The sequence below is a fragment of the Desulfosporosinus lacus DSM 15449 genome (assembly GCF_900129935.1).
GTDB classification, from domain to species: Bacteria; Bacillota; Desulfitobacteriia; order Desulfitobacteriales; family Desulfitobacteriaceae; genus Desulfosporosinus; species Desulfosporosinus lacus.
In genome coordinates this window covers 319,716-340,284 of sequence record NZ_FQXJ01000004.1, presented here as the reverse complement: position 1 = coordinate 340,284, position 20,569 = coordinate 319,716, and the positions used below count along the sequence as shown (strand labels likewise).

Sequence of the window (20,569 nt, the reverse complement as noted above, 5' to 3'; positions counted from 1 at the left end):
AGGTGAAAAAATGACAGTGTCAGTTAGTTTAGGTCCACGGCTTCAAACCGTGGCATCATTTGTTCCGGAGGGAGCAAATCTCGGGGATATAGGGACAGATCATGCTTATTTGCCAATTTCCCTCTATGAGGATCAAAAAATAGCAAAGGCAGTAGCTATAGATGTCCATGAAGGACCGTATCAATCCGCCTTGGCAGCGGTCAAAGCCCGGAAATTAGATGACGTCATTGATGTGAGGTTTGGCGATGGATTGATGCCCCTCGAGGTCGGAGAAGTCAATGTTTTGACCCTTGCGGGAATGGGCGGAAGAACTATGTTGGAGATTTTTTCGGCGCGGCCGGACATTTTAAAGGGTGTGACTGATCTAATCGTTCAACCGCAGGGAGCGGAAGGCGCTGTTCGGTTGACGTTGCTGGATGAAGGGTGGCATCTGTTGGCAGAGGTGTTGGTGGAAGAAGAGGAGCGAATCTATGTCGTGATGGCTTTTTCTACGGAAGCAGGATGGAAAATGAACGAACTGATCGAGATCGAACATGCATGGTGTGATCGTTTGCACCCAGTTATAGCAGAGAGAGATGAACAGATGCCGGAGGCGAAGTTTAAAAGCTTAGTACACAGGCTTGTATGGCATTTTGGGCCTCTGGTCTTGGGAGAGCACACGAATCTCTTGAACAAGCTGTTTGAGGAGTACAGAGGCAGATTGTCGAGGCAGTTGAAGCAGATGGAAAAATCAAAAAGCCCGGAGATTGTGGAAAAAATTCATGAAGTTTCACTTACACTGGCTTTAGTGGAGGGAATGAGTCAATGGCGGTAACAGTTGGATTAGTTGCTCAGTTAATAGAAAAGATAGCTCCAAAATCCTGGGCCGAGGAGTGGGACAATGTCGGATTACTTGTCGGAAGCGGTTCAAAAACTGTCGAACGCATCCTTATTACCTTAGACGGGACATTGGAAGTGGTCGAAGAAGCAAAAGCTTTTAATGCCCAGCTCATCGTGGCACATCACCCCGTTATTTTTCGGCCCCTGAAAAACTTAAGAGCAGATAACGCTGCGGCTCAAGTCCCTCTCCGTCTTTTACAACATGAGATTGGATATTATGCTGCGCACACGAATCTAGATCAGTCTGTAGTTTCTCCGAGTCGAGTCCTTGGCGAATTAATTGGGTTGGAAAAGATGGAGCCGTTGGAGCGGGTGTATGATGTTAATCCAAGCCGTAACAGTGAGGAACGCGGATATGGAGTAAGCGGATACCTAACACGTCCCGAAAAGTTAGGAGTTTTATGGCAGAACTTTTTGGATAAATTGAAAGAGTCAGGAGTCTATTCCCAGGCCTATGAACTAACCGGAGTTCGCTTGGCCGGATCCTTAGAGAGGGAAGTAAGGAAAGTAGCTATCGTTAATGGCAGTGGGGGACGATTCGTACCCAAGGCGTTGTTTAAGGGCGCTGATCTGCTCATTACAGGTGACGTTGATCATCATGCCGTCCTTGATGCCCTTGAAGGAGGAATGGCTGTTGGAGATCTGGGGCATTTCTTGAGTGAGGCACCCATGCTTAGATCAATATATGACTATTTGTCGGCAGAGAAATCCCTTCAGGGAATTGAGATTCAAGTGAGCTCTGTTAATCGCTCGCCCTGGCTTTAATGGAGATCCCCCTCGTCTCCATAGGGGATTTTAATTAAGAAAATAATATAAAGCCGTTTTGCTTGTGAAAGAAATTATTACCACTTGACATCAATTGTGAAATATATTACTATAAGGTTGTAAGGAATAATCTGATAATAGAAATAATTGAGTTGTTCCAAAGAAATATTCAGGACCTATTAAGAAGATTTATTGATCCTTCGATACAAATATTTGAAAGGAGAATGTGTAATGATGAATCGAACTGAAATTCTGCGTCTTCAACGTGAAAAAGTTTTAACCAATATTCAAGAGGATTATGCTAATCGTGCTAAATGGTTAACAGAACTGATGGACATTGATGATGAAATTGAAGAAATGGCAGAACAGAAACACAAAGTGAATTAACCAATACTATCCATTTGACCAAAACCTATTTATCTAGTAAGATAACTAAGCGAAGCCAACCAGATGATCGCGGGGGTATGGACCGAAAGGTCGCCTCTGAGGAAAGTCCGAGCTCCATAGGGCAAGGTGCTGGGTAACGCCCAGTGGGGGGAACCCCAAGGAAAGTGCAACAGAGAGATACCGCCGATAACGGAGGTCAGTTGCCAGAGGCCAGAGGTTAGAATAAGTTTGTTCTAATCCGACTTCCGGCTTCTGACGACTGATCTCCGAGTAGGTAAGGGTGGAAAGGTGAGGTAAGAGCTCACCGGCAGTCAGGTGACTGGCTGGCCATGTAAACCCCGCCTGGAGCAAGACTGAATAGGGGAACTATGAACGGCCCGTTTTTGTTCCCGGGTAAGGTCGCTAGAGGCCGTCGGTAACGGCGGTTCGAGATAGATGATCATCACCTCCGTAAGGAGGGACAGAACTCGGCTTATAGGTTGGCTTCGCACTGCTTATGGGAAGTTTGGGATGTATATTTATGCATTCCAGCTTCTCATCAATTTTTTATATGGTGAATCAGTATCGGGTCTTCCCCTTGCTGGATTCACTTTTTTGCTTTAACCTGGCGTATCTTTCAGGCTAAAGGCTCCCTTTAGGGACAATATACTACACTATTAGTAAATAAAAAAGACGTGTTACATATTAATAGTTCCATCTCCGCATGAAGACGTTAGCATTTCGGCCCATTTCACGTAAAGGTCTTTTAAATTAAGTTTACAGTCACTTGTTTCAAACTCATCGGCAACATATTTCATGCTTGTCTCATAACTTTCGTGTCCCAGATATTTCTGTAAAGCCTTAATATGCAAGCCCCCATAATAGGATTGGTAGGTCGCGTAAGTTGCCCGTAAATCATGGGGAGTAACTTTCCTTTTAATGCCGGATAATTGAACACATTTCTCAATATGCTCTCTCAATGTTCTGACAGTTTCGTGCTTGCTGCCCTGCCCGGGGAAGATATACTCACCTGTCCGGAAGTCATAAGTTTTCAAGTACGCCTGAATCATTGGGATAAGGAAATATGGAATGGGAATATCACGGGGTAGTCCGTTTTTTGTCAGCGTAAGATGAAGTTTATTGGTTGTAAAATCAAAGTTTTGAGGTTGAATTAAAATGATTTCACTCCCTCTTGGGCCTGTCAGCAAAGGGATTAACACTTCAAGTTTACTCTTTAAATTCGGGAGTATGGATACGCATTGTATTAGCTTATCGGCTTCTTCCACAGTAATCGCCCTATGTCTGTTTTTAGGGGTTCGTTCCCGTTTCTCAGAAAACAGAATATCTTTGTATTGCTCAGAGATTTCAAGAAACCCCTGACTTTTTGCAAATGTGATGAGTGAGCGGAGGCTATACTTTTTAAGGGACTTTGTATTTCCCGAATAGGGGTTGCCGTCAGGCTGTAGGTAGCTTTCCAAATGTCGTACATATTTTTGTAGAGTATCCGAATCAATGATTAGAGGCAGATTATTTTCCAGTAAAAAGTCTTTAAAATGCTGGAAGTGTTCTTGATATGAAGGAATAGTCCCGTTGTAAATTTTACGGCCTTGAGTGGTCCGGTATTCAAAAAATTTGGAAATAATCTCATCCAGGCTCATGGAATTTTGCGAAGGTTTTGGGGTTTCTATGATAGCGGTTGTTTCATTAACTATACATGAAGATTCAATTTCAATTTCCGGAGGAACAATTAAGGGTCTAATCTTATCTAATGTTGACCCTTCAACAGTTTTTGGAGGAGATTCATTTATAGCGGATTGAGCTGCATAGCGAAATGGATTGATGTTTAAATAGCCGCGGGAAATCAAGAAATCGCAATAATGTTCAACGATGTTTAGTAATTCCTCAATAGCCGTTTCTGATAGCCCGTTAAAAATAATAGGCAGCAATAAATCCAAATTACAGGAAAAAATCTGGTCATCCAATCCAACTTGTCCAAGGCCTTCCGCCAATTTATATAACCTCGACTCATATTGGCTGAATTCCTTGGCAAGGTTTTTGCGCCAGACTAATTTATATATATTTATGAGAGAAACATAGCTAAGAGCTTCTGCAATCACCGCCATCTGCTATTCACCTCCCATTATTCTATGTTGTTTGATTAACACCACAAGAATAGGCTGGCTTCAACTCAAAAAGTGAAAGCCAGCCCATGGTTTCTAATGTTAAATTCCACCGTATTTGGCCACGCGCCCCCGGTGCGGGAATATTTCAAGCTGCTGGTAGCGCCAGCATCATAGCTCCGCATGTACCGCCCTTTGCCAGAGTAACGCATACAGCAGAAACTCCCCCCAAGTCTTTAGGGGGCCGTGAGGAAGTATCATTATATCCATGCCTGTTATCGCGTACTGGCCTGCCACGCCAGGTTAAAGGCATCGTTTATCGCTCCAGCATTGCTATTGCTATCGTCGCGCCGATCCTTTTGTCGCTTGCCCTTTTGGAGCAGCATGGAGAACGTACCTGAAATATTGTATATTTAGTTTTCAAAGTACAAGGGCCAAACTTATTTGTCGGTCCGTAAAAGCTCACCGCAAATCGATGGGCTTTTATGGAGCGGCAACACGAATAGCCTGTAAGCAGAGGCATGGAAAGGGACATGCCCCCGTACAGGCTATTTGTTATGCTACCCTAAAATTCAAGATTTTGGTGATAAGCTTAGTTTCTAGCCTGCGTTTTAGTTCCTCGTCTAAACATAAATGAGGGTTGCCATTCTCATCGTAAAGCCGCTTGGTAGACAAAGCAGCTAGGTAACCCTCATAATGTTTCAGTACGGCGTTGATAGCGTCAACGTTGCCGTCAGCCGCCATTTTGATGACGGGGAAAGGAAGCAGACTGGTGTGCATAAATTTATTGTTCATCATTAGCTTTTCCCTCCAGTAATTTTTTGAGCTGCTTAAGTGAGCTTGTCCGTTGGTATTGGACTGTGCGCCGGATCATGTTCAGTTTTTCTCCAATTTCCTGATCTGTCATATCAAGGAAGTAAGAAAGCAGGATAATGTCACGTTTTTGCTCCGATAGGGTAGCTAAAGCTGCGCCAAGATCATCTTTTACCGGAATGTTGTATCCCAGCACACTGAAATGATAGCTGCCGATAGAATAGTCATCTATAACGAAAAGATGATCCAATTCCTGCGGGGACAGATCTGAAAAAGATATTTCGTATTGCAAGCGCCGCTGGGCTTCACGCACACAATCGCGGTATTCTTCTCGCAATATCTTTTTGCAGAAGCTGTCAAACTGGTGCCGGATAGTTTTCCGTTGGGAAGAAGATAGCTCCATTGAGTTCACCTCCCTCCGTACCCGTAAGGCGGTGTTCTTTTCCCTTTCAATCACTATCCCGTTTGAAAAATGAATTTTGGCAAATTTTCACGCAAAAATTTTAAAAAAGTTTTTAAAAATCCTTTGAGGCTTGTCCAGATCAACCCCAATTGAAAAGTGGTAAGTGGAGATTTATTTAAGAAGTCAAGAAAGCCCGCAATTTGGCAAATAGCAAATTGCGGGCCGTTTTATGTCCGAACTTTCAATGAGCTTTTCTATGTATTGAATGTTACGAAATTTTTTTTATTAAGGTTCTCTCAGAGCAATACATGCCGACAAAAAGTCTCTAAATTATGGCTATTAGAGTTTGAATTATGAAAAATTTATAACCCTGCCTAAAAGAGCAGAGTTATATCATCTGAGATCCGTTCGGTAACCAGCTAGCACTACTACAATAGTACCTTTGACCCTCAGTTTTGCGTCACTGTCTTTCAACAGTTTTGCCCCTTACATTATTCAATTTCCGATCTTTTGACATGGTGATATTTAGAAATTTGATTTATCACTCTTTTGAAGAAGCCATAAAAGATAATTATGTTTAAATTCTATATTAATACAATTGTTCACTATTACATGTGTCATACCTTGTTGCGTATTCCGGCGCAACCTCATGCGGAATATTCATCTGTTTCCAGTGCCAACAGTTCCTCGATGGATAGCCCGGGTGCTTTGGACAGTTAGAAAAGCGTCCTTGCGCCGCATCGGTTCATGTGTGTTTTTCCGGAATAAATATCTGCGAGAATTGTCCATGGAATCCCACTGATTTATGATAACCGATAACGGGACATCTGCATGTCCTGCATATACTTTTGCATTGTCATTTTCATCACCTATGATCATAGCATCACTGTCTCCATATAATGTATGTACTGAAAAGGCTGGCACCGCTAACAAAACTCTCAGTCCGTTGATCCGAAAATTTCAATGCCCGACCCCATGTAGGGATCAACATAACTCCAGCAATGCGGTGGAGTGGGTTATTATTTATTTCAATCCTCGCTCCCATGTAGCAAGTGACAGCAAAAACTAACTAAAATCATCTCATCTTAAAAACTATTCACCTAATTATGGCACTTTTCTTTGTACCACCTCCATAAAAGTTTAAGTTGTAGCTTGCCTAAGATGACAAGCTACAACTTGTGTGTAAAATTATTAGAAGTTAACTTCTGTTCCATAATAAGTAGCTTCAAATAATTTTTTCATTTCTTCGACAGATATTTCTCTTGGATTCGTACCTGTACAAGGATCAGCTACAGATGTTTTAGAAATTTCATCTAAGTGTTTTTGGAATAAATCTTCTGATAAGCCAAATTCTTTTAAAGTTTGGGGCATATTCATAACAACTCTAAAATTTTTGACAAGTTTAATTAATGATTTAACTAACTCGTCTGTTGTATTTCCGTTTAACCCTAATCTTTTAGCTATATCAGCGTAAGCATCTCCAGCTGTTTTGGCATTAAATTCTATAACATATGGTAAGTATATTGCATTAGCACATCCATGCGCTATATTAAATACTTTACCGGTTTTGTGAGCCATTGAATGAACTATTCCAAGTATTGCATTAGAAAACGCCATTCCAGCTAAACATTGAGATATATGCATGTTTTCTCTAGCTTCTTTTTCTCCATTAAATGAATTAACTAAATTTTCAACAGTCATTTCTATTGATTTCATAGCTAATGCATCAGTTATTGGATTTCTAGCAGTTGAAACATAAGCTTCAAAAGCATGAGTTAGAGCATCCATACCAGTATTAGCAACTAGTTTTGGGGTCATACTTTGAACTAAAGCAGTATCAACTATAGCAACATCTGGAGTGACATTATAGTCAGCAATCGGATACTTAATTCCAGTTTTATTGTCAGTTATTACTGAAAATGACGTAACTTCGGAACCAGTACCACTTGTAGTCGGTATAGCTATGAATTTAGCTTTTTGCCTTAATTCTGGTAAGTTAAATGGTTTAGCAGCTTCTTCAAAAGTAAAGTTTGGATATTCATAAAATATCCACATTGCTTTAGCCGCATCTATTGGAGAGCCTCCACCAATACCAATTATTAAATCAGGTTGAAATGAATTCATCATTTCAACACCCTTTTTAACGGTTGAAACAGAAGGATCATTTTCAACACCAGAGAATACGGATGTTTCAATTTTTGCTCCTTTTAACAAATTTTGGATTTCTGGAACCGTTCCATCCGTTATTAACCTTTCAGAACCAATAACTAAAATAGCCTTAGTTCCTTTTACATCTTTCAAATGATCTAGAGCATTAACTCCGAAATAAACGTCTCTTGGTATAGTAAATCTTTGCATTTACAATTCCTCCCTTAAATAATTAAATTTATTTCTGTTCCCGTTTACAAGGCATAGTATATATATAATAATCTCAAAAAAAAAGAAGGCACTTTTCGGTAGGACACTTTCTAGAAGGTATGAAATACGCAACTATGCGAGAAATTTTTTAAAAATTTTTTTATATGAGACACCATTTATCTATGGTATTACGGTTTTGTAGAGCCGGTGTTCCGGTAGTGACTGAGCCACCTCACCGGGAAACTAGAGAAACCCTTCAAGATTTATCGGCTAGGTTTATCAAAAACCTTTAATTCAACTTATACTCGAAATAAACATCTCCATGTCAAAAAAATAAAATAAAATCCAGTAGAGAAATTCTGTTTCTTGACTACTGAATTTTATTTAGCAAAAATTTTTTTTGAGGTGGCGGTTTCATTAAGAATAAATACTGCAATATATTGTGATTATTTTGAATTTACACGCAATATATTGCATATAAATTCCTTAGTGCGACGTCCTTACTTATTTTAACTAAAAAAATGCCACTTGAGAGATTTGTCTTTCAAGTAGTAAATACTTTAAATTTATACATCTCTGATGTTCCTAGTTTATTTTTTTTTGAATTTATCAACAAATAACTTTCCCCATTTATCCATTGCTGTTAAAATAGGAATTAATTCTTGCCCCATTTCAGTAAGTGAATATTCAACCATTGGCGGAACTTCATGATAAACAGTTCTGTCAACTAATCCGTTTTGTTCTAAGTCCTTCAATTGCTGACTTAACATCTTTTGAGTTATTTCTGGAATTAATCTTCTAAATTCATTATATCTTATGGATTTATGTAGATTAAGATTCCAAATAATAATAGATTTCCATTTACCACTTAAAATTTCTAATGTAACCTCTATTTCACTTCTATAATGGTTACAACTAACTTTATTCGATCTATCTTTTGGCATACGTTCACCTTCTTCTAGAATTAATACTCAAATTATAACACTATTTTAAGCTCAAACGATTATTTATTCAAGTTTAAACGAGGAGAGCGACAGCACGGGTCTTTGACACTTGTGCCTAATAAGGAGTCTCTACAAGCCTTGAAAACAGGGCTTTTATTATTGAAAAAGTGAGTAATTTTATGTAGTGTTTTATAGTTAAGGGATTGGAGGAGATATGCTATGCGACTGGAGGCACAGGAGCAAGTTGCTTCCGAACGTGCTAAAAAAGATAATCGGCATCACTATCAGGTCCGCCGAATCAATGTCGTTTATAATTGCATGATTATCGAAGTTACAAATATTTATTCACGAGTTAATTGCCGCGCTAAAAACAGATGATTTTTCTCAAATTCAGTGAGAGATGAGACAGCTGAAAACACGAAGTGATTTTACTAATTGAATCCCGTGTAATCGCTGGTAATACCGTGTTTTCCCGTCTTGTCCCGGGTTTAACCAGTTAATTTTTAGACATATCTATTTTTCTTATTTTCTGTGAGGATAACACCTGCACGGAAAATATTGGCCAAGAGAAGGGAATTTGAAAAGTCAAGCGAATATAGTTTAGCAACCCATAGTTTAGTGAATATTCGCGTTGTTTTAGGTTCTGAGCTGACAACTTACTTTTGAGGGAAAGGTGAGCTGCATGGGATTCGAGTATCAGGTGTGGGAAGACTTTGTGAAATGTGGTCTTAATACGGGAGATAAGATTCGGGTTAATCCAAGTATTCTTGCTTCCTGGGAGCGATGTAAAAAGCGCGGGCAGAATTACAGGGAGGCAATTTCCCTGCAGCTGCCGCCGGAAATAATAGAACAAAGAAGAGAGGCCTATCACAGGCTGATTAAAGTCGCTAAACCGTTTCTGGAAGAATTGTACGGTTTTGTTAAAGGCTCGGGTTTTGCGGTTGTTCTTTTGGACAAAGACACTTGTATCCTCGAAGTGCTGGGCGATGAGGAATTATTGGACAAAGACACCAGCTTTCGGATTGGCGAGATCTGGAATGAGGAGACCAAAGGAACGAACGCCATGGGCGTGGTGCAAGTTGAGAAAAAGCCGATCCAGGTGTATGCCGCCGAACATTATGTCTGCAACAACCATGAGATTACCTGCTCGGCCGCTCCGATTCTGGGCGTGGATGGTGAGATGATCGGGATACTGGATGTTTCGGGCAACTCGGCGAAAGTTCACAAGCATACCTTGGGCATGGTGGTGGCTGCGGTCAAAGCGATTGAAAATGAGTTAAGGCTGAAGGCGGCTAGTGCGGAAATCATTAAATCGTATCATAATCTCAATGCTATCATTAAAACGATTTCAGAAGGGATTATTTCTTTTGATGAAAACGGCAGCATCACGAATATGAACCCTGTGGCATTGAACATTTTGAACATGCAGGAAGAGAATTATCAGAGTAAAAGTCTGAAAAGAATAATTAAAAAAGACAAAATCATTAATGCCATCTTAGACAACGGACAAAGCATTGTAAACCATGAGTTTCACCTGGAATACAACCATAAGCAAGTGCGCATTTTATTTACTGCCCACCCGATTTTAGGCGGCAACAAGGAGATTTGCGGGGGAGTGGCTGTCATCCGTGAGCTTAAGGAGGTTCACCGTTTGGTCAATCAGATGGTGGGAGCCAGGGCTTCCTTCACGTTTGAGGATATTATCGGAGACAGTGAAAAATTGCAGAAATGTATCAAAATCGCTAAGGATATTGCGGACAGCACATCTTCAGTCATTTTACAAGGAGAGAGCGGCACCGGTAAGGAAATGTTCGCCCAGGCGATTCACAATGCAAGCAATTTCCGCCGCGGCCCGTTTATCGCAATTAACTGCGGTGCACTGCCGCGGGATTTAATCGAGAGCGAACTTTTCGGTTATGAGGAAGGGGCCTTTACCGGGGCCCGGCTCGGCGGCCAAGCAGGAAAATTCGAGCTGGCCAACGAAGGCACGATCTTTCTGGATGAGATAACGGACATGCCTTTGGATACTCAGGTAGCGCTGCTGCGCGTCCTGCAGGAGAAAAGGGTGGTCCGCATCGGCGGACATGAGCCGGTGTCGATCAAGGTCAGGGTTATCGCGGCTACGAATAGAAACTTAAAGGAAGAAGTGCGCAAAGGTAATTTCCGGGATGATTTGTTCTACCGCTTGAATGTCATTAACATTGATGTCGTACCTCTGCGGGAAAGAGAAGGAGATATTCTTTTGCTGGCAAACTACTTTCTCCGGAAATATTCCAATATGCTGGGCTATTCGGTAGCCAAATTCGAACCCCAGGTAGTTAAAGCTCTGGAGAATTATGACTGGCCGGGCAATGTGAGAGAACTTGCCAACGCTATGGAAAGAGCGGTGAACCTTGCCAAAGGAAGGAATATCAGTCTGGAGCACTTGCCGGAAGGCATTCAGGCCCCGGGGGAGGTGCGTAAAAATAAACGCATCAGCCGCCTGCAAAAATCCGAGGAGGAAATTATCCTGGAGACTTTGGATTCAGTCGGCTGGAATATTTCTCAAGGGGCGAGTATTCTGGGCATTGCCCGTAACACATTGTATCGGAAGCTGGAAAAATATCATCTGACGGAGAAAAAGTAAGGCGCATTTGAAAAAGGCCGCCGGGCTGGAGACTGTTGATAAAGGGATTTATCAACAGTTTTTTCTTTATGTGGACGCGGCTGAAATTAATTTAGGGCGGGTTGAGCCGCTTATGCTCCGCAATGGATCATTGTTACATTATGGAACATAAGGATAAAAATCAGCCCTCTGCCTGTTTTTATGACAAATTTTTGAGTTTTCATAAGCAACTGCTCAATAACGGAGCATTAATTTCCTAGAAGCATTTTTTTGCAATAATCTCAAAATGCCGCCAAGTGCCTGCTGCAGACTTCCCGTCCTATGGCATGAAACTTGCTTGTATTAAAAAAAGAACGACTATTTCAAATTTTAAGGAGGTATTAGTATGTCCAACGCAATTTATTCCAAGATGATCACAGAAGCATTAGCGGCCCAAAAGGCAGACCTCAATGTGATCAAAGCCAAGAGAGGGGGTAAATTCGTCATCGCCGACGCCCAACCCTACGTTGATGCCGTCAACGGTATGCAACCGGGTGAAGGCCAGAGTCCGGAAGTTTTCCGCCTGCATGTGGATTCTGTCAATGCGCATTATGAGATCTTCAGGGCGATTACGGAGACGGTCAGTTGTGAAGATGATCCCTTTGTCGAGCATTATCAAACTCCGCCTATTCTGGAAATCCTCTATGAACTGGATCCCGCATTCCGAGAAGCTGTCGAGGTATTTATCAAAGCAATCGGTGACAACGAGGCTTTGATCGGCAAGGAATCCATTCGGCGTTACGGCGGCTTTTACGGCCCGACGGCAGTTGTAGACTTCGCTTTCGTTCCTGGTTCGACCAGCAATGTTGTCAACACCATCCTTAAAGGCTTAGACATTGACAAGAAGTACAAACAAGCCATTCTGGCGGCAAAATCCTGGGGTATGAACACCTCTTACGGAATCGGCGGCGCTTTCGCCGGCGCTATCGAGGCGGGTGACACTCCTGATACGGCGATTAAAGAAGAAGTGAAGATATTGCAGCTTCTGTATGCTCAACCCGTTGCCGCCCAGGCTCAGGTCATGGCCGATGCCCAACACAGCTCCTTCGACGTGAAGAAATACATGGAAATGTATAAAGAGAAAATCCGCCCGGCAGTTGTCGCCGCCAAAGAAGCGGGCGTGCATTATGCCAATATCGTAACGGTTCCCGCCTATTGCGTAGGTGATATAGCCCACCACATCTCCCAATCCATGTTCAACATGACGAAAGATGATGTAACCTTCGCGGTTATGGAAGCGACCACGGACGTGATGGAGCAAACCTTGAAAGCCGGTCTGGATGCAGGCTATAAGAGCGTTTACGATGTCTTAAGCGTAGCGACTGGCTCAACTGCGGCGGCTGTCGCTTATATTCTGGAAAAAGACGGCTTTACCGCTGCCATGGTCGTCGATCTTCTCACCAAGCGTTTCACCAACTATGTGCAGAAATATCCGACCCGGGGCGGCGCGGCTGAACTGCATAATGTGGACTTTATGGATATGATTTGGCGCGGCGCGGAAATTATCGATCATGCCCCCAAAGGCGCAGGCGGCAAGGTAAAAGGAGTAAAAGTGCAGCTCGGCGCCATTGACGCACATGACGTCATCGGCAATCCCCAGCGGTACACTTACCCGGCTTGTGCCATTACCGTCAGATTCTCCTCCTTGATGAGACTGGCCGATTTCCCCTGCCTGCTCACCAGCGAGCCGGTCACGGCAACCTTGATGACTAATATCATCGCTCTGGATCCCAAGACTCCGGGTGCCCCGGCCAGAGTATGTAAAAATTGTGCGGCCACCAGCTTGATTAAGCGTTGTGCTTATTGCAATTGGAATTCAGCCGTTTAAATTCAACTGATAAGTAAAAAAAGGAAAGCGAAGGCAGTGAATGGCTCGCTGCCTTCCCGTTTCCTAAAAAAAAGTAAAACCAATTTAATTTTAACAAAGTGAGGGAGGATTCACAATGCCTTCGATCGCTAAAAAGTTTATGGCTGAATTGATTGGGACTTGGATGCTGGTCATTATCGGACCCGGGGCGGCTGCCGTGACGTTAATGCTGGCGGAGGGAGAGAGCAAGGCCTCGGGATTTAATATCGGTATCGGTGCCTTAGGCGGGCTGGGGGATTGGCTGGGCATCGGGTTGGCCTTCGGAATTATTGTGGCCGTCGCCATTTACATTTTCGGTCCGGTTTCCGGCTGTCATATCAATCCTGCCGTAACCATCGGTTTATGGGCAACCAAAAGGTTTCCCACTACGGACCTCATCCCTTACTTGGCCGCGCAGTTTCTAGGAGCTGTTCTGGGTTCCGCCACCCTGCTCTTTATGCTTGGCAGCAAAGGCAGTACGGTTGGCGGGCTGGGAGCACCGGGGATTTTTCCGGGCATCACGCCGACAGGTGCCTTTGTTGCCGAATTAGTCGGCACATTTATCCTAGTTTTAACCATTATGGGGGTTGCTGTGGATAAGCGGGCTCCCAAAGGCTGGGCGGGATTGATGATTGGTCTTGCCGTCGCCGGGGTGATCATCGCCATGGGCAATATTTCCGGACAAGGAATTAACCCGGCGCGTGCCTTTGGTCCGATGTTCGTCAACATGCTGGCCGGCGGCTCGATGAACTGGACGAATTATCTGATCATCTTTTTTGCCGCTCCGATTATCGGGGGGATTTTAGCATCTGTGGTCTATGGCGTTTTCATCGAGGACAAAGACCCCTTATGTGAAGACGAGTTTTGCACCATCGGCCCGGAAAAAGCAAAGTAAAAACCGGCTGAGATCTTCAGACACAAACCTTCTCTCCATAGTAAGCGTTGTGTCAGGCCTTTTCGATAGGGGCAGAACGCGAAGGGAAAGCCCTGCTCCTATCGAATCTTTCGCCGATAGTCAATGTATTTAGGGAGAGACCCCTTATTCTGAGCGCAGGAAGAGGTGAGAAAATGGAAAGGTTTTGGGTAAGAACCGGAGCGCGGCTCCACCTGGGCCAGTTTGATCTGAACGGTTCAGCGGGTCGGCTTTACGGTGGAGCAGGACTGGCGATTGATCAACCGTATCTGGAACTTGCGGCTGAGAAAAGTGATGATTTCTTAATCATTTCCGCAGATGAGGAGGAGAAAGCCAGAGCGGAGAAAATTGCCCGGGAGTATCTCAGTCATTATCATCTCCCCGGGATCAAAATCAACCTGGCTCAAACTCTGCCGAGCCACAGTGGCTTGGGGTCGGGTACACAGCTCTGCTTGGCCTTGGGGTTTGCCATCAGCCGTGTCTATGGGTTGGCATGCCCTTTGCATGAATTGGCTGAAATCACGGATCGGGAAAGCAGCCGCTCCGGGATCGGTGTCGCCGCTTTCAAACAGGGGGGGTTACTGGTTGATGGGGGCAAATCTGTGCAAGCGGTTGCGGAAAATTCTTTTAAAATTCCGCCCTTAGTGGCCAGACTTGCCTTTCCGCCGGAGTGGTCGATTCTCGTGGCACTTCCTCGGGGGCAGGAAAAGCTATTCGGCAGTGCGGAAAAAAAGGTGTTTCAAGCCCTGGAGCCCATGACGGAGCAAATGTCCAGCGCGATTTGCCGTCTGGTGCTGATGAAGCTGCTTCCGGCTCTGTGCGAAGAGGATTTAATAACCTTTGGCGAAGGGATCAATAAAATCCAAAGCTATCTGGGAGACTATTTTACCCCTGTTCAGGGGGGCCGGTATGCATCCCCTACGGGGGCTGATCTTGCCGATTTCTGGCTGAAGCTCGGCGTGGCCGGAGTAGGCCAAAGCTCCTGGGGACCGGCGGTTTATGGATTTATTACCAAGAAAAATGAGGAGAGCTTTCTCCAGCAAACCCGGGAGTTTCTCGGCGGCGGCGAACCGGTTTTCGTAGCTAAGGGAAGAAACCAGGGAGCAAGCTGGGGATGGAGTTAAGGCAAAGACAGCACGGGGAGACCTTGAAGAAACATTGAAGAAAGCAATGGAGAAGGCAATGAAGGATAGAAAGAAAAATGAACTGAAAATAGCCTGGGGAGTTACCGGGGCGGGGCATTTTTTGCCTTCCTGTCTGGAGATTGCTCTCAACTGCGGGAAGGTTGAATTTTTTCTTTCGGCGGCGGGCGCGGAGGTTGTGAACTATTATGGTCTGGGGTCAAGGCTCCGGGAATCAGGCCATTCCGTGGTGAAGGACGGCAGCGCCAGTTCCTTGTCTGTAACGAAACTCTACACAGGGAGCTACGGCTTGGTGGTCATTGCACCGGTTACAGGAAACTCCATCGCTAAGATGGCTCATGGAATCGCCGATAACCTCATTACCAATCTTTTCGCTCATGCCGGCAAGAACCGGATCCCGATTGTTCTGCTGCCCTGTGACACAGGCAGGGAATTAACATCCTTTACCCCCCAAGGGGAAGAGGTCCCGGTTTATATACGCACGATCGATCGGCGGAATAGTGATATCCTGGCCGCTTGGGAGGGCGTAACCATCGTCAGTCATCCGGAACAGTTAAAGAACTGCCTGCAAAAGTGGCAAGCCTAGGAGTTGGACACTATGACAAAATACTTGCTGATCACCGGCCAAATAGCGGAGCACTCTTTGCGCAAAGTCACGGGAAAAATCCCCGGGGCGGAACTGGAAGTAAAGGCTTTGCCCTGTACGGTGGCAGCTCTGATGACAACGGAATTTATCGCCCGGGAATTGAAAAAAGGGATGGCCGCCCGGGAAGTTTCTTTGCACCCCACGGATACGATCATCATCCCCGGCTTGAGTCAGGGAAGGGTGGACCCTATCCGGGAAGTCACCCAGTGTGAAGTTCGCAAAGGGCCAAAAGACTTAAAAGACTTGCCCGCTTTCCTGGATCCCAAAAGGGAGCACAAAATTCCCGCCGTCAAGGTTGAGCCTTCCCCCCTTAAAATCGTGGCCGAAATCGTCGACGCCTCGCGGCGAACACTCCGGGAGATTATCGCCCGGGCCGAATATTTTCGGATGAATGGTGCCGATATCATCGATCTTGGCGGCGAATTGGACCGGCCTTTTCCCAATTTACAAGAAACAATTGAGGAGCTGAAGCGGGAAGGATTTCAGGTCAGCATCGACAGCCATCGCGAGGATGATATCCGGGAAGCCGGCAGGGCGGGGGTAGACCTGGTCCTCAGTCTGAAATCCAGCAATCTGCATTTGGCCAAAGGGTTGGACTGTCCGGTGGTTCTGATCCCGGATGACTGGGAAGATCTGAATTCGTTATATAAGTGCATGGATACGATGGAAAAATGGCAGAAGTCTTACCTGGCCGACCCGATTTTGCCTCCTCTGACTATGGGGCTGGCGGCGGGAATTGGTCGTTACCTGCAAGTGCGCCAGGAGTTTCCCCACTGTGAAATGCTCATGGGCTTAGGAAATGTCACGGAATTGCTGGATGCCGACAGCGTGGGGATCAATGCGCTTTTAACGGGTGTTGCCGCTGAACTTCGCATCAACTATATCCTGACCACCGAAGTGAGCAAACGAGCCAGAGGCTCTATTCGCGAGATTAGTCTGGCCAGGGACCTGATCCATCAGGCTATGACAGAAGAAAGGATACCGAAACATATCAACAATCAGTTGCTTACGATCAAAGAAGCCGCAGGAAATGAGTTTGAAGCGGAAGATTTATATCAGATGCATAAAGTGATCAAAGACCGGAATTACCGCATTTTTGTGGCTGACCTAATTTATATCTTTAATAACCGGGTTTTTCTGGCGGGGAAATCCGCGAAAGAGTTGTTTTATCAACTGGCCGAGATGGACGCCAAGCATGCTTTCTACCTGGGAAGAGAGTTGGAGAAAGCTGAATTAGCTCTGGTTTTGGGGAAGAAATATACTCAGGATAATCCCCTGCATTGGGGTTATCTCAGTGAAATAACTGATAGAGGAGGGGGCTGTTTGCCGTGATTCTGGAGGCGATCCTATCCTCCCTTAACGAAGACGAAACCCCTAATTTTGCTCCGATCGGAGTGCGGACTGAGGAGGGAGGGGTTTATCCCCTGACAGAATTTGAGATCCATCTTTATCCGGGGTCACACACCTACGAAAATCTCAAAAGGACGGGGGAAGGGGTGGTGAATTTCAGTGACGACCTGATGGCCTTTGTGGACTCGGCATTGTATTCTAAGCCTTTGGCCCTGGTGCCGTCGGAAAAACTACTGACGCCGAGGATGGCGCAGGTCCAGGCCTTCTGGGAATTTACAGTCAGGGATTTTGATGATACCCGGGAACCGGCCCGCCTTAGGGGACAGATTATCCACGCGCAACACCGGGGGAATTTCAGCGGGTTCTGCCGGGCCCACGGCGCAATTTTGGAGGCCTTGATTGCGGCCACCCGCCTGCAATGGCTCACACCGGAGGAGCTGCGGGAGAAATGGCCGCTCTGGCAGGAGATTGTCATCAAGACCGGTGGCAGCAAAGAGCGGACAGCCCTAGCTAAAATAAAAAGCTATCTCCAGGAACGGAAATTCATGGTAGCAGAACAGCTGGAATAAGACAGAGAGGAAAATGACGATGAAAAAGATTTTAATTCACTTGGAAGCTGACAAGCAGGCCAGTGTTTTTGATCAGATAACGGCTTATGATGCCGGGGTGGACCACATCATTGCCTACGGTGGAGTAGCTGAGGAAGATGTTACGAATCTGGTCTACGGGGCAATGTTTACCCGCGGCGGGGAAGACCTTCGCCATACGGCCATCTTTATCGGGGGAAGCCATGTTCCGGCAGCCGAAAGAATCATGAGCAAAGTTCAGGAGACATTCTTCGGGGATGTCCGGGTCTCGGTGATGTTCGACGCCAACGGCTCCAATACCACGGCGGCCGCTTTGGTTCATAAAATCGCCGGTGGGCGCAGCTTGCAAGGTAAAAAAGCGCTTGTCCTGGCGGGTACCGGACCGGTGGGAATCCGGGCGGCGATTCTCCTGGCGGGGGAAGGCTGCGAAGTATGCCTGTCCTCCCGAAAACTGGAGCGGGCGGAAGAAGCGGCGAAATATATAGAGACCAGCTACGGCATCCAGGTGAAGCCGGTACACATCGGCGCTAGGGAAGAGACCCGGCAGATGATGCAAGACCATGGCATCAATATCGCCGCCTGCTGCGGCGCTCCCGGCGCTTTGCTTTTGGACCAGGATACCTGGTCGAGTCTGCCTGAGCTGGAGATTATCGCCGATATCAACGCCGTTAGTCCCCTTGGCGTGGCAGGGATGAAAGTGACCGACAACGGAAAGGAGCGCGCCGGGAAGCTGCTGTATGGCGCCATTGCCATCGGCAATTTAAAGATGAAGGTGCACCGCGCTGCGGTCAGGAGTCTCTTTGTCAACAACAGCACGATTTTGGATTTCTCAGCTCTTTACGAACTAACCAAAACATTAGGAGAATAAGATGTTCCTAGCAGTAGGTGTCAGTGTCAGAGCCCTGGTGGAGTCCATTGCCGCATCGGGGTATGAGGCAAAAGGAGTGGATTTTTTCGGAGATATTGATGCCAATTGGCAGGGCAGAACCATCGGCGTGGCCGGGGACTGCGGCCTGAAACCCAGTATCGGGCATGTTTTCACCACTGCCGGAGGCATTTCCTGCGACGGGCTGGTCTATGCTTCCGGTGTGGAAAACAGCCCTAAGGAGCTGCAAAGCTGGGAAGCCAAAGGCCTTCTTTACGGCAACGGGCCTTCTGTTTTGAGAGAGGTACGGGAGATCGGGAAACTTCAGGCGAGCTTGGAGCATATTCAGATGAAAATGCCTGAGTCTCATCCCCTTGCTCAGTGGAAACAGCTTGATCATCAAAAGCGCTGGCTTCTGAAGCCGGTTAACCGGGGGGGCGGCCACGGGATTACGGAGATTCCGGCTGAGGGAGCAGAAGCGGAAAATCTGCTCAGGACAATCCCCCGGGATGGCTCCTATATCATTCAGGAATACTGGGATGGGATTCCGGCTTCAGCGACCTTCATTGCTGACGGCAGAGAAGCTGTGCTTTTAGGAACCAGCCGTCAGCTGGTCGGATCCCAAAAGGCGGGCAGCCCCTTTTCTTATGAAGGCAATATTGTTCCTCTGGCTTTACCAAGCTTTAAAAAGCAAGCAAGCCTGGAGGAAGAGCTTAGTATAATGAGCGGGCATTTGACCAGGGAATTTGGTTTGAAAGGGCTGAATACGGTTGACTTTATGCTCAATGCAAAAGGTATCCGCATTCTGGAGCTTAACCCCAGGTGGTCGGCTTCAGTGGAACTAATCGAAAGGCATCTAGGCTACAGGCTTTTCACCAGTCATCTGGCCGCCTGCCGGGGTAAGCTGGAGCTGCCCCCCGCCCGCCCCTCCCCCTGTTCAGGCTACTGGGGGAAAAAGATCATCTATGCCAAGGCTGCTTTCACGACCCGGGCCGAAGATGAGCAAGCCTACCGCGCTCTCTACAGCCTGGGAGTACGGGATATTCCCAGGCCGGGAACCCTGATTGCAAAAGGCCAGCCTCTCTGCACAGTATTGGCGGAGGGGTGCAGCAGTTCAAACTGTTATAAAAATTTACGCCAGCAAGAGGAAAAAATCCGGCAGTATTATCTGACTGAGCTTAGTCAATAAGGACCGGGAGGAGTAAAGCCTAAAGCAGAAAGGAGAGCTATTGATGGGCAGTATGGAGGGAATCCTCATTACAGTACGCACAAGCAAACAGGGCGCGGCAATGGAGAAAGGGAAATTTTCCGAAGAATATCGGCGGGAGATAGCCAGCCTGACCCTGAATCCCGATGATTTCGCCAGGCTTCAACTGGGGGAAGAAAAGCGGGCGCTGCTGAAGAGCAGCGCCGGAGAAGTGGAAGTAATATGCCGGGCGGCGGAGGGGCCCCAGGGAATTTTCTTTCTGCCCCTGGGAGCGGTAGCCAATGAACTTCTGGATGAGGAGACACATGGAACAGGCGTCCCCGATTTTAAGGGAATTCCGGTGAGGATAGCAGCCATCGCTCAGGACAAGGAGGAGAACTATGACGATCATTCATGAAGATGTGGTATGTGCCTTTTGCGGTTGTTTGTGCGACGATCTGAAAGTGGAAGTCGAAGACAATAAAATAACGAAGGTCAATAACGCCTGCGCCATTGGCCGGAATAAGCTGATGCACGCCCAGACGGACTGTACGGCCCTGAAAGTGAACGGCAGGGAGGCAGCTTGGGGAGAAGCCTTGGCTGAAGCGGCGAAAATTCTCGTCAAGGCCAAATCACCTTTGGTTTACGGTTTAAGCTCGACGACTTCAGAAGCGGTTCGGGAAGCGGTAGCTTTAACCGAGCTGATCAAGGGAACGGTGGACAACCCATCTTCCTACTGACA

At 46.1% G+C, this 20,569-nt stretch carries 23 protein-coding genes, 1 other RNA gene and 1 riboswitch; of the genes, 17 read left to right on the top strand and 7 right to left on the bottom strand.

All coding sequences use genetic code 11. The features are described from left to right. The first annotated feature begins 10 nt into the window (after positions 1-10). The 4 genes from BUB11_RS06025 to rnpB all read left to right on the top strand — a co-directional run bounded on the left by BUB11_RS06025 (position 11) and on the right by rnpB (position 2,522). Positions 11-814, top strand: a complete 804-nt coding sequence (locus BUB11_RS06025; RefSeq protein WP_073028573.1) for a tRNA (adenine(22)-N(1))-methyltransferase — start codon at positions 11-13, stop codon at positions 812-814. Further along, on the top strand, positions 805-1,644 hold the full coding sequence (locus BUB11_RS06020; RefSeq protein WP_073028571.1) for a Nif3-like dinuclear metal center hexameric protein: 840 nt from the start codon (positions 805-807) through the stop codon (positions 1,642-1,644). Before BUB11_RS06025 ends, BUB11_RS06020 begins: the two co-directional genes overlap by 10 nt. Positions 1,645-1,875: 231 nt before the next feature. After that, the gene (locus tag BUB11_RS27740; protein WP_200797870.1) at positions 1,876-2,031 is read left to right on the top strand and encodes a hypothetical protein; all 156 of its coding nucleotides are present in this window, start codon (positions 1,876-1,878) and stop codon (positions 2,029-2,031) included. Positions 2,032-2,082: 51 nt separating this feature from the next. Next, positions 2,083-2,522: RNase P RNA component class A (gene rnpB, locus BUB11_RS06015), an RNA gene on the top strand. Positions 2,523-2,708: 186 nt separating this feature from the next. On the opposite strand, the gene BUB11_RS06010 is transcribed toward rnpB, so the two are convergent. The 7 genes from BUB11_RS06010 to BUB11_RS05985 all read right to left on the bottom strand — a co-directional run bounded on the left by BUB11_RS06010 (position 2,709) and on the right by BUB11_RS05985 (position 8,648). Further along, entirely contained in the window at positions 2,709-4,133 is a 1,425-nt protein-coding gene (locus BUB11_RS06010; protein ID WP_073028570.1) for a tyrosine-type recombinase/integrase, read from the bottom strand. A 145-nt stretch (positions 4,134-4,278) separates the two neighbouring features. Then, the gene (locus tag BUB11_RS27465) at positions 4,279-4,443 is read right to left on the bottom strand and encodes a hypothetical protein (protein WP_159436904.1); all 165 of its coding nucleotides are present in this window, start codon (positions 4,441-4,443) and stop codon (positions 4,279-4,281) included. Positions 4,444-4,685: 242 nt separating this feature from the next. Continuing rightward, complete coding sequence (locus BUB11_RS06000; RefSeq protein ID WP_200797869.1) at positions 4,686-4,928, bottom strand: helix-turn-helix domain-containing protein; 243 nt, start codon at positions 4,926-4,928, stop codon at positions 4,686-4,688. Beyond that, positions 4,915-5,346, bottom strand: coding sequence for an RNA polymerase sigma factor (locus BUB11_RS05995; protein WP_073028568.1), 432 nt, complete (start codon positions 5,344-5,346; stop codon positions 4,915-4,917). The genes BUB11_RS06000 and BUB11_RS05995 overlap by 14 nt, the downstream gene beginning before the upstream one ends. A gap of 407 nt (positions 5,347-5,753) precedes the next feature. Continuing rightward, positions 5,754-5,840, bottom strand: a riboswitch (cyclic di-GMP riboswitch). A 166-nt stretch (positions 5,841-6,006) separates the two neighbouring features. Next, positions 6,007-6,225: a hypothetical protein gene (locus tag BUB11_RS27460; RefSeq protein WP_159436903.1), complete on the bottom strand. Its 219-nt coding sequence runs from the start codon at positions 6,223-6,225 to the stop codon at positions 6,007-6,009. 312 nt (positions 6,226-6,537) lie between these two features. Continuing rightward, positions 6,538-7,704: an iron-containing alcohol dehydrogenase gene (locus BUB11_RS05990; protein WP_073028567.1), complete on the bottom strand. Its 1,167-nt coding sequence runs from the start codon at positions 7,702-7,704 to the stop codon at positions 6,538-6,540. Between the two features lie 590 nt (positions 7,705-8,294). Next, complete coding sequence (locus BUB11_RS05985) at positions 8,295-8,648, bottom strand: winged helix-turn-helix transcriptional regulator (protein ID WP_073028566.1); 354 nt, start codon at positions 8,646-8,648, stop codon at positions 8,295-8,297. A 219-nt stretch (positions 8,649-8,867) separates the two neighbouring features. Between BUB11_RS05985 and BUB11_RS27455 the strand changes: the two genes are divergently transcribed. The 13 genes from BUB11_RS27455 to BUB11_RS27735 all read left to right on the top strand — a co-directional run bounded on the left by BUB11_RS27455 (position 8,868) and on the right by BUB11_RS27735 (position 20,567). After that, positions 8,868-9,026, top strand: a complete 159-nt coding sequence (locus tag BUB11_RS27455) for a hypothetical protein (protein ID WP_159436902.1) — start codon at positions 8,868-8,870, stop codon at positions 9,024-9,026. Between the two features lie 304 nt (positions 9,027-9,330). Then, entirely contained in the window at positions 9,331-11,274 is a 1,944-nt protein-coding gene (locus BUB11_RS05980; protein WP_073028564.1) for a sigma-54-dependent Fis family transcriptional regulator, read from the top strand. 7 nt (positions 11,275-11,281) lie between these two features. After that, the gene (locus BUB11_RS27450; protein ID WP_159436901.1) at positions 11,282-11,425 is read left to right on the top strand and encodes a hypothetical protein; all 144 of its coding nucleotides are present in this window, start codon (positions 11,282-11,284) and stop codon (positions 11,423-11,425) included. A gap of 213 nt (positions 11,426-11,638) precedes the next feature. Beyond that, positions 11,639-13,120 (top strand): DUF2193 domain-containing protein, encoded by a 1,482-nt coding sequence (locus BUB11_RS05975; RefSeq protein WP_073028563.1) that lies wholly within the window; start codon positions 11,639-11,641, stop codon positions 13,118-13,120. A gap of 115 nt (positions 13,121-13,235) precedes the next feature. Next, a complete protein-coding gene (locus BUB11_RS05970) occupies positions 13,236-14,033 on the top strand; it encodes an MIP/aquaporin family protein (RefSeq protein WP_073028561.1) in 798 nt (265 codons plus the stop codon). Positions 14,034-14,206: 173 nt separating this feature from the next. Then, on the top strand, positions 14,207-15,175 hold the full coding sequence (locus BUB11_RS05965) for a beta-ribofuranosylaminobenzene 5'-phosphate synthase family protein (RefSeq protein WP_073028560.1): 969 nt from the start codon (positions 14,207-14,209) through the stop codon (positions 15,173-15,175). Between the two features lie 34 nt (positions 15,176-15,209). Further along, the gene (locus tag BUB11_RS05960; RefSeq protein WP_084110179.1) at positions 15,210-15,779 is read left to right on the top strand and encodes a flavoprotein; all 570 of its coding nucleotides are present in this window, start codon (positions 15,210-15,212) and stop codon (positions 15,777-15,779) included. Positions 15,780-15,791: 12 nt separating this feature from the next. Beyond that, positions 15,792-17,171, top strand: coding sequence for a DUF6513 domain-containing protein (locus BUB11_RS05955; protein ID WP_073028559.1), 1,380 nt, complete (start codon positions 15,792-15,794; stop codon positions 17,169-17,171). Next, complete coding sequence (locus BUB11_RS05950; RefSeq protein WP_073028557.1) at positions 17,168-17,758, top strand: DUF447 domain-containing protein; 591 nt, start codon at positions 17,168-17,170, stop codon at positions 17,756-17,758. Before BUB11_RS05955 ends, BUB11_RS05950 begins: the two co-directional genes overlap by 4 nt. Before the next feature lie 19 nt (positions 17,759-17,777). Then, positions 17,778-18,644: an NAD(P)-dependent methylenetetrahydromethanopterin dehydrogenase gene (locus BUB11_RS05945; RefSeq protein WP_073028556.1), complete on the top strand. Its 867-nt coding sequence runs from the start codon at positions 17,778-17,780 to the stop codon at positions 18,642-18,644. Position 18,645: 1 nt separating this feature from the next. Further along, the gene (locus BUB11_RS05940) at positions 18,646-19,830 is read left to right on the top strand and encodes an ATP-grasp domain-containing protein (RefSeq protein WP_073028555.1); all 1,185 of its coding nucleotides are present in this window, start codon (positions 18,646-18,648) and stop codon (positions 19,828-19,830) included. A 43-nt stretch (positions 19,831-19,873) separates the two neighbouring features. Beyond that, the gene (locus tag BUB11_RS05935) at positions 19,874-20,245 is read left to right on the top strand and encodes a molybdopterin dinucleotide binding domain-containing protein (RefSeq protein ID WP_084110177.1); all 372 of its coding nucleotides are present in this window, start codon (positions 19,874-19,876) and stop codon (positions 20,243-20,245) included. Continuing rightward, complete coding sequence (locus BUB11_RS27735) at positions 20,229-20,567, top strand: hypothetical protein (protein WP_200797868.1); 339 nt, start codon at positions 20,229-20,231, stop codon at positions 20,565-20,567. The genes BUB11_RS05935 and BUB11_RS27735 overlap by 17 nt, the downstream gene beginning before the upstream one ends. The last annotated feature ends 2 nt before the right edge of the window (positions 20,568-20,569 follow it).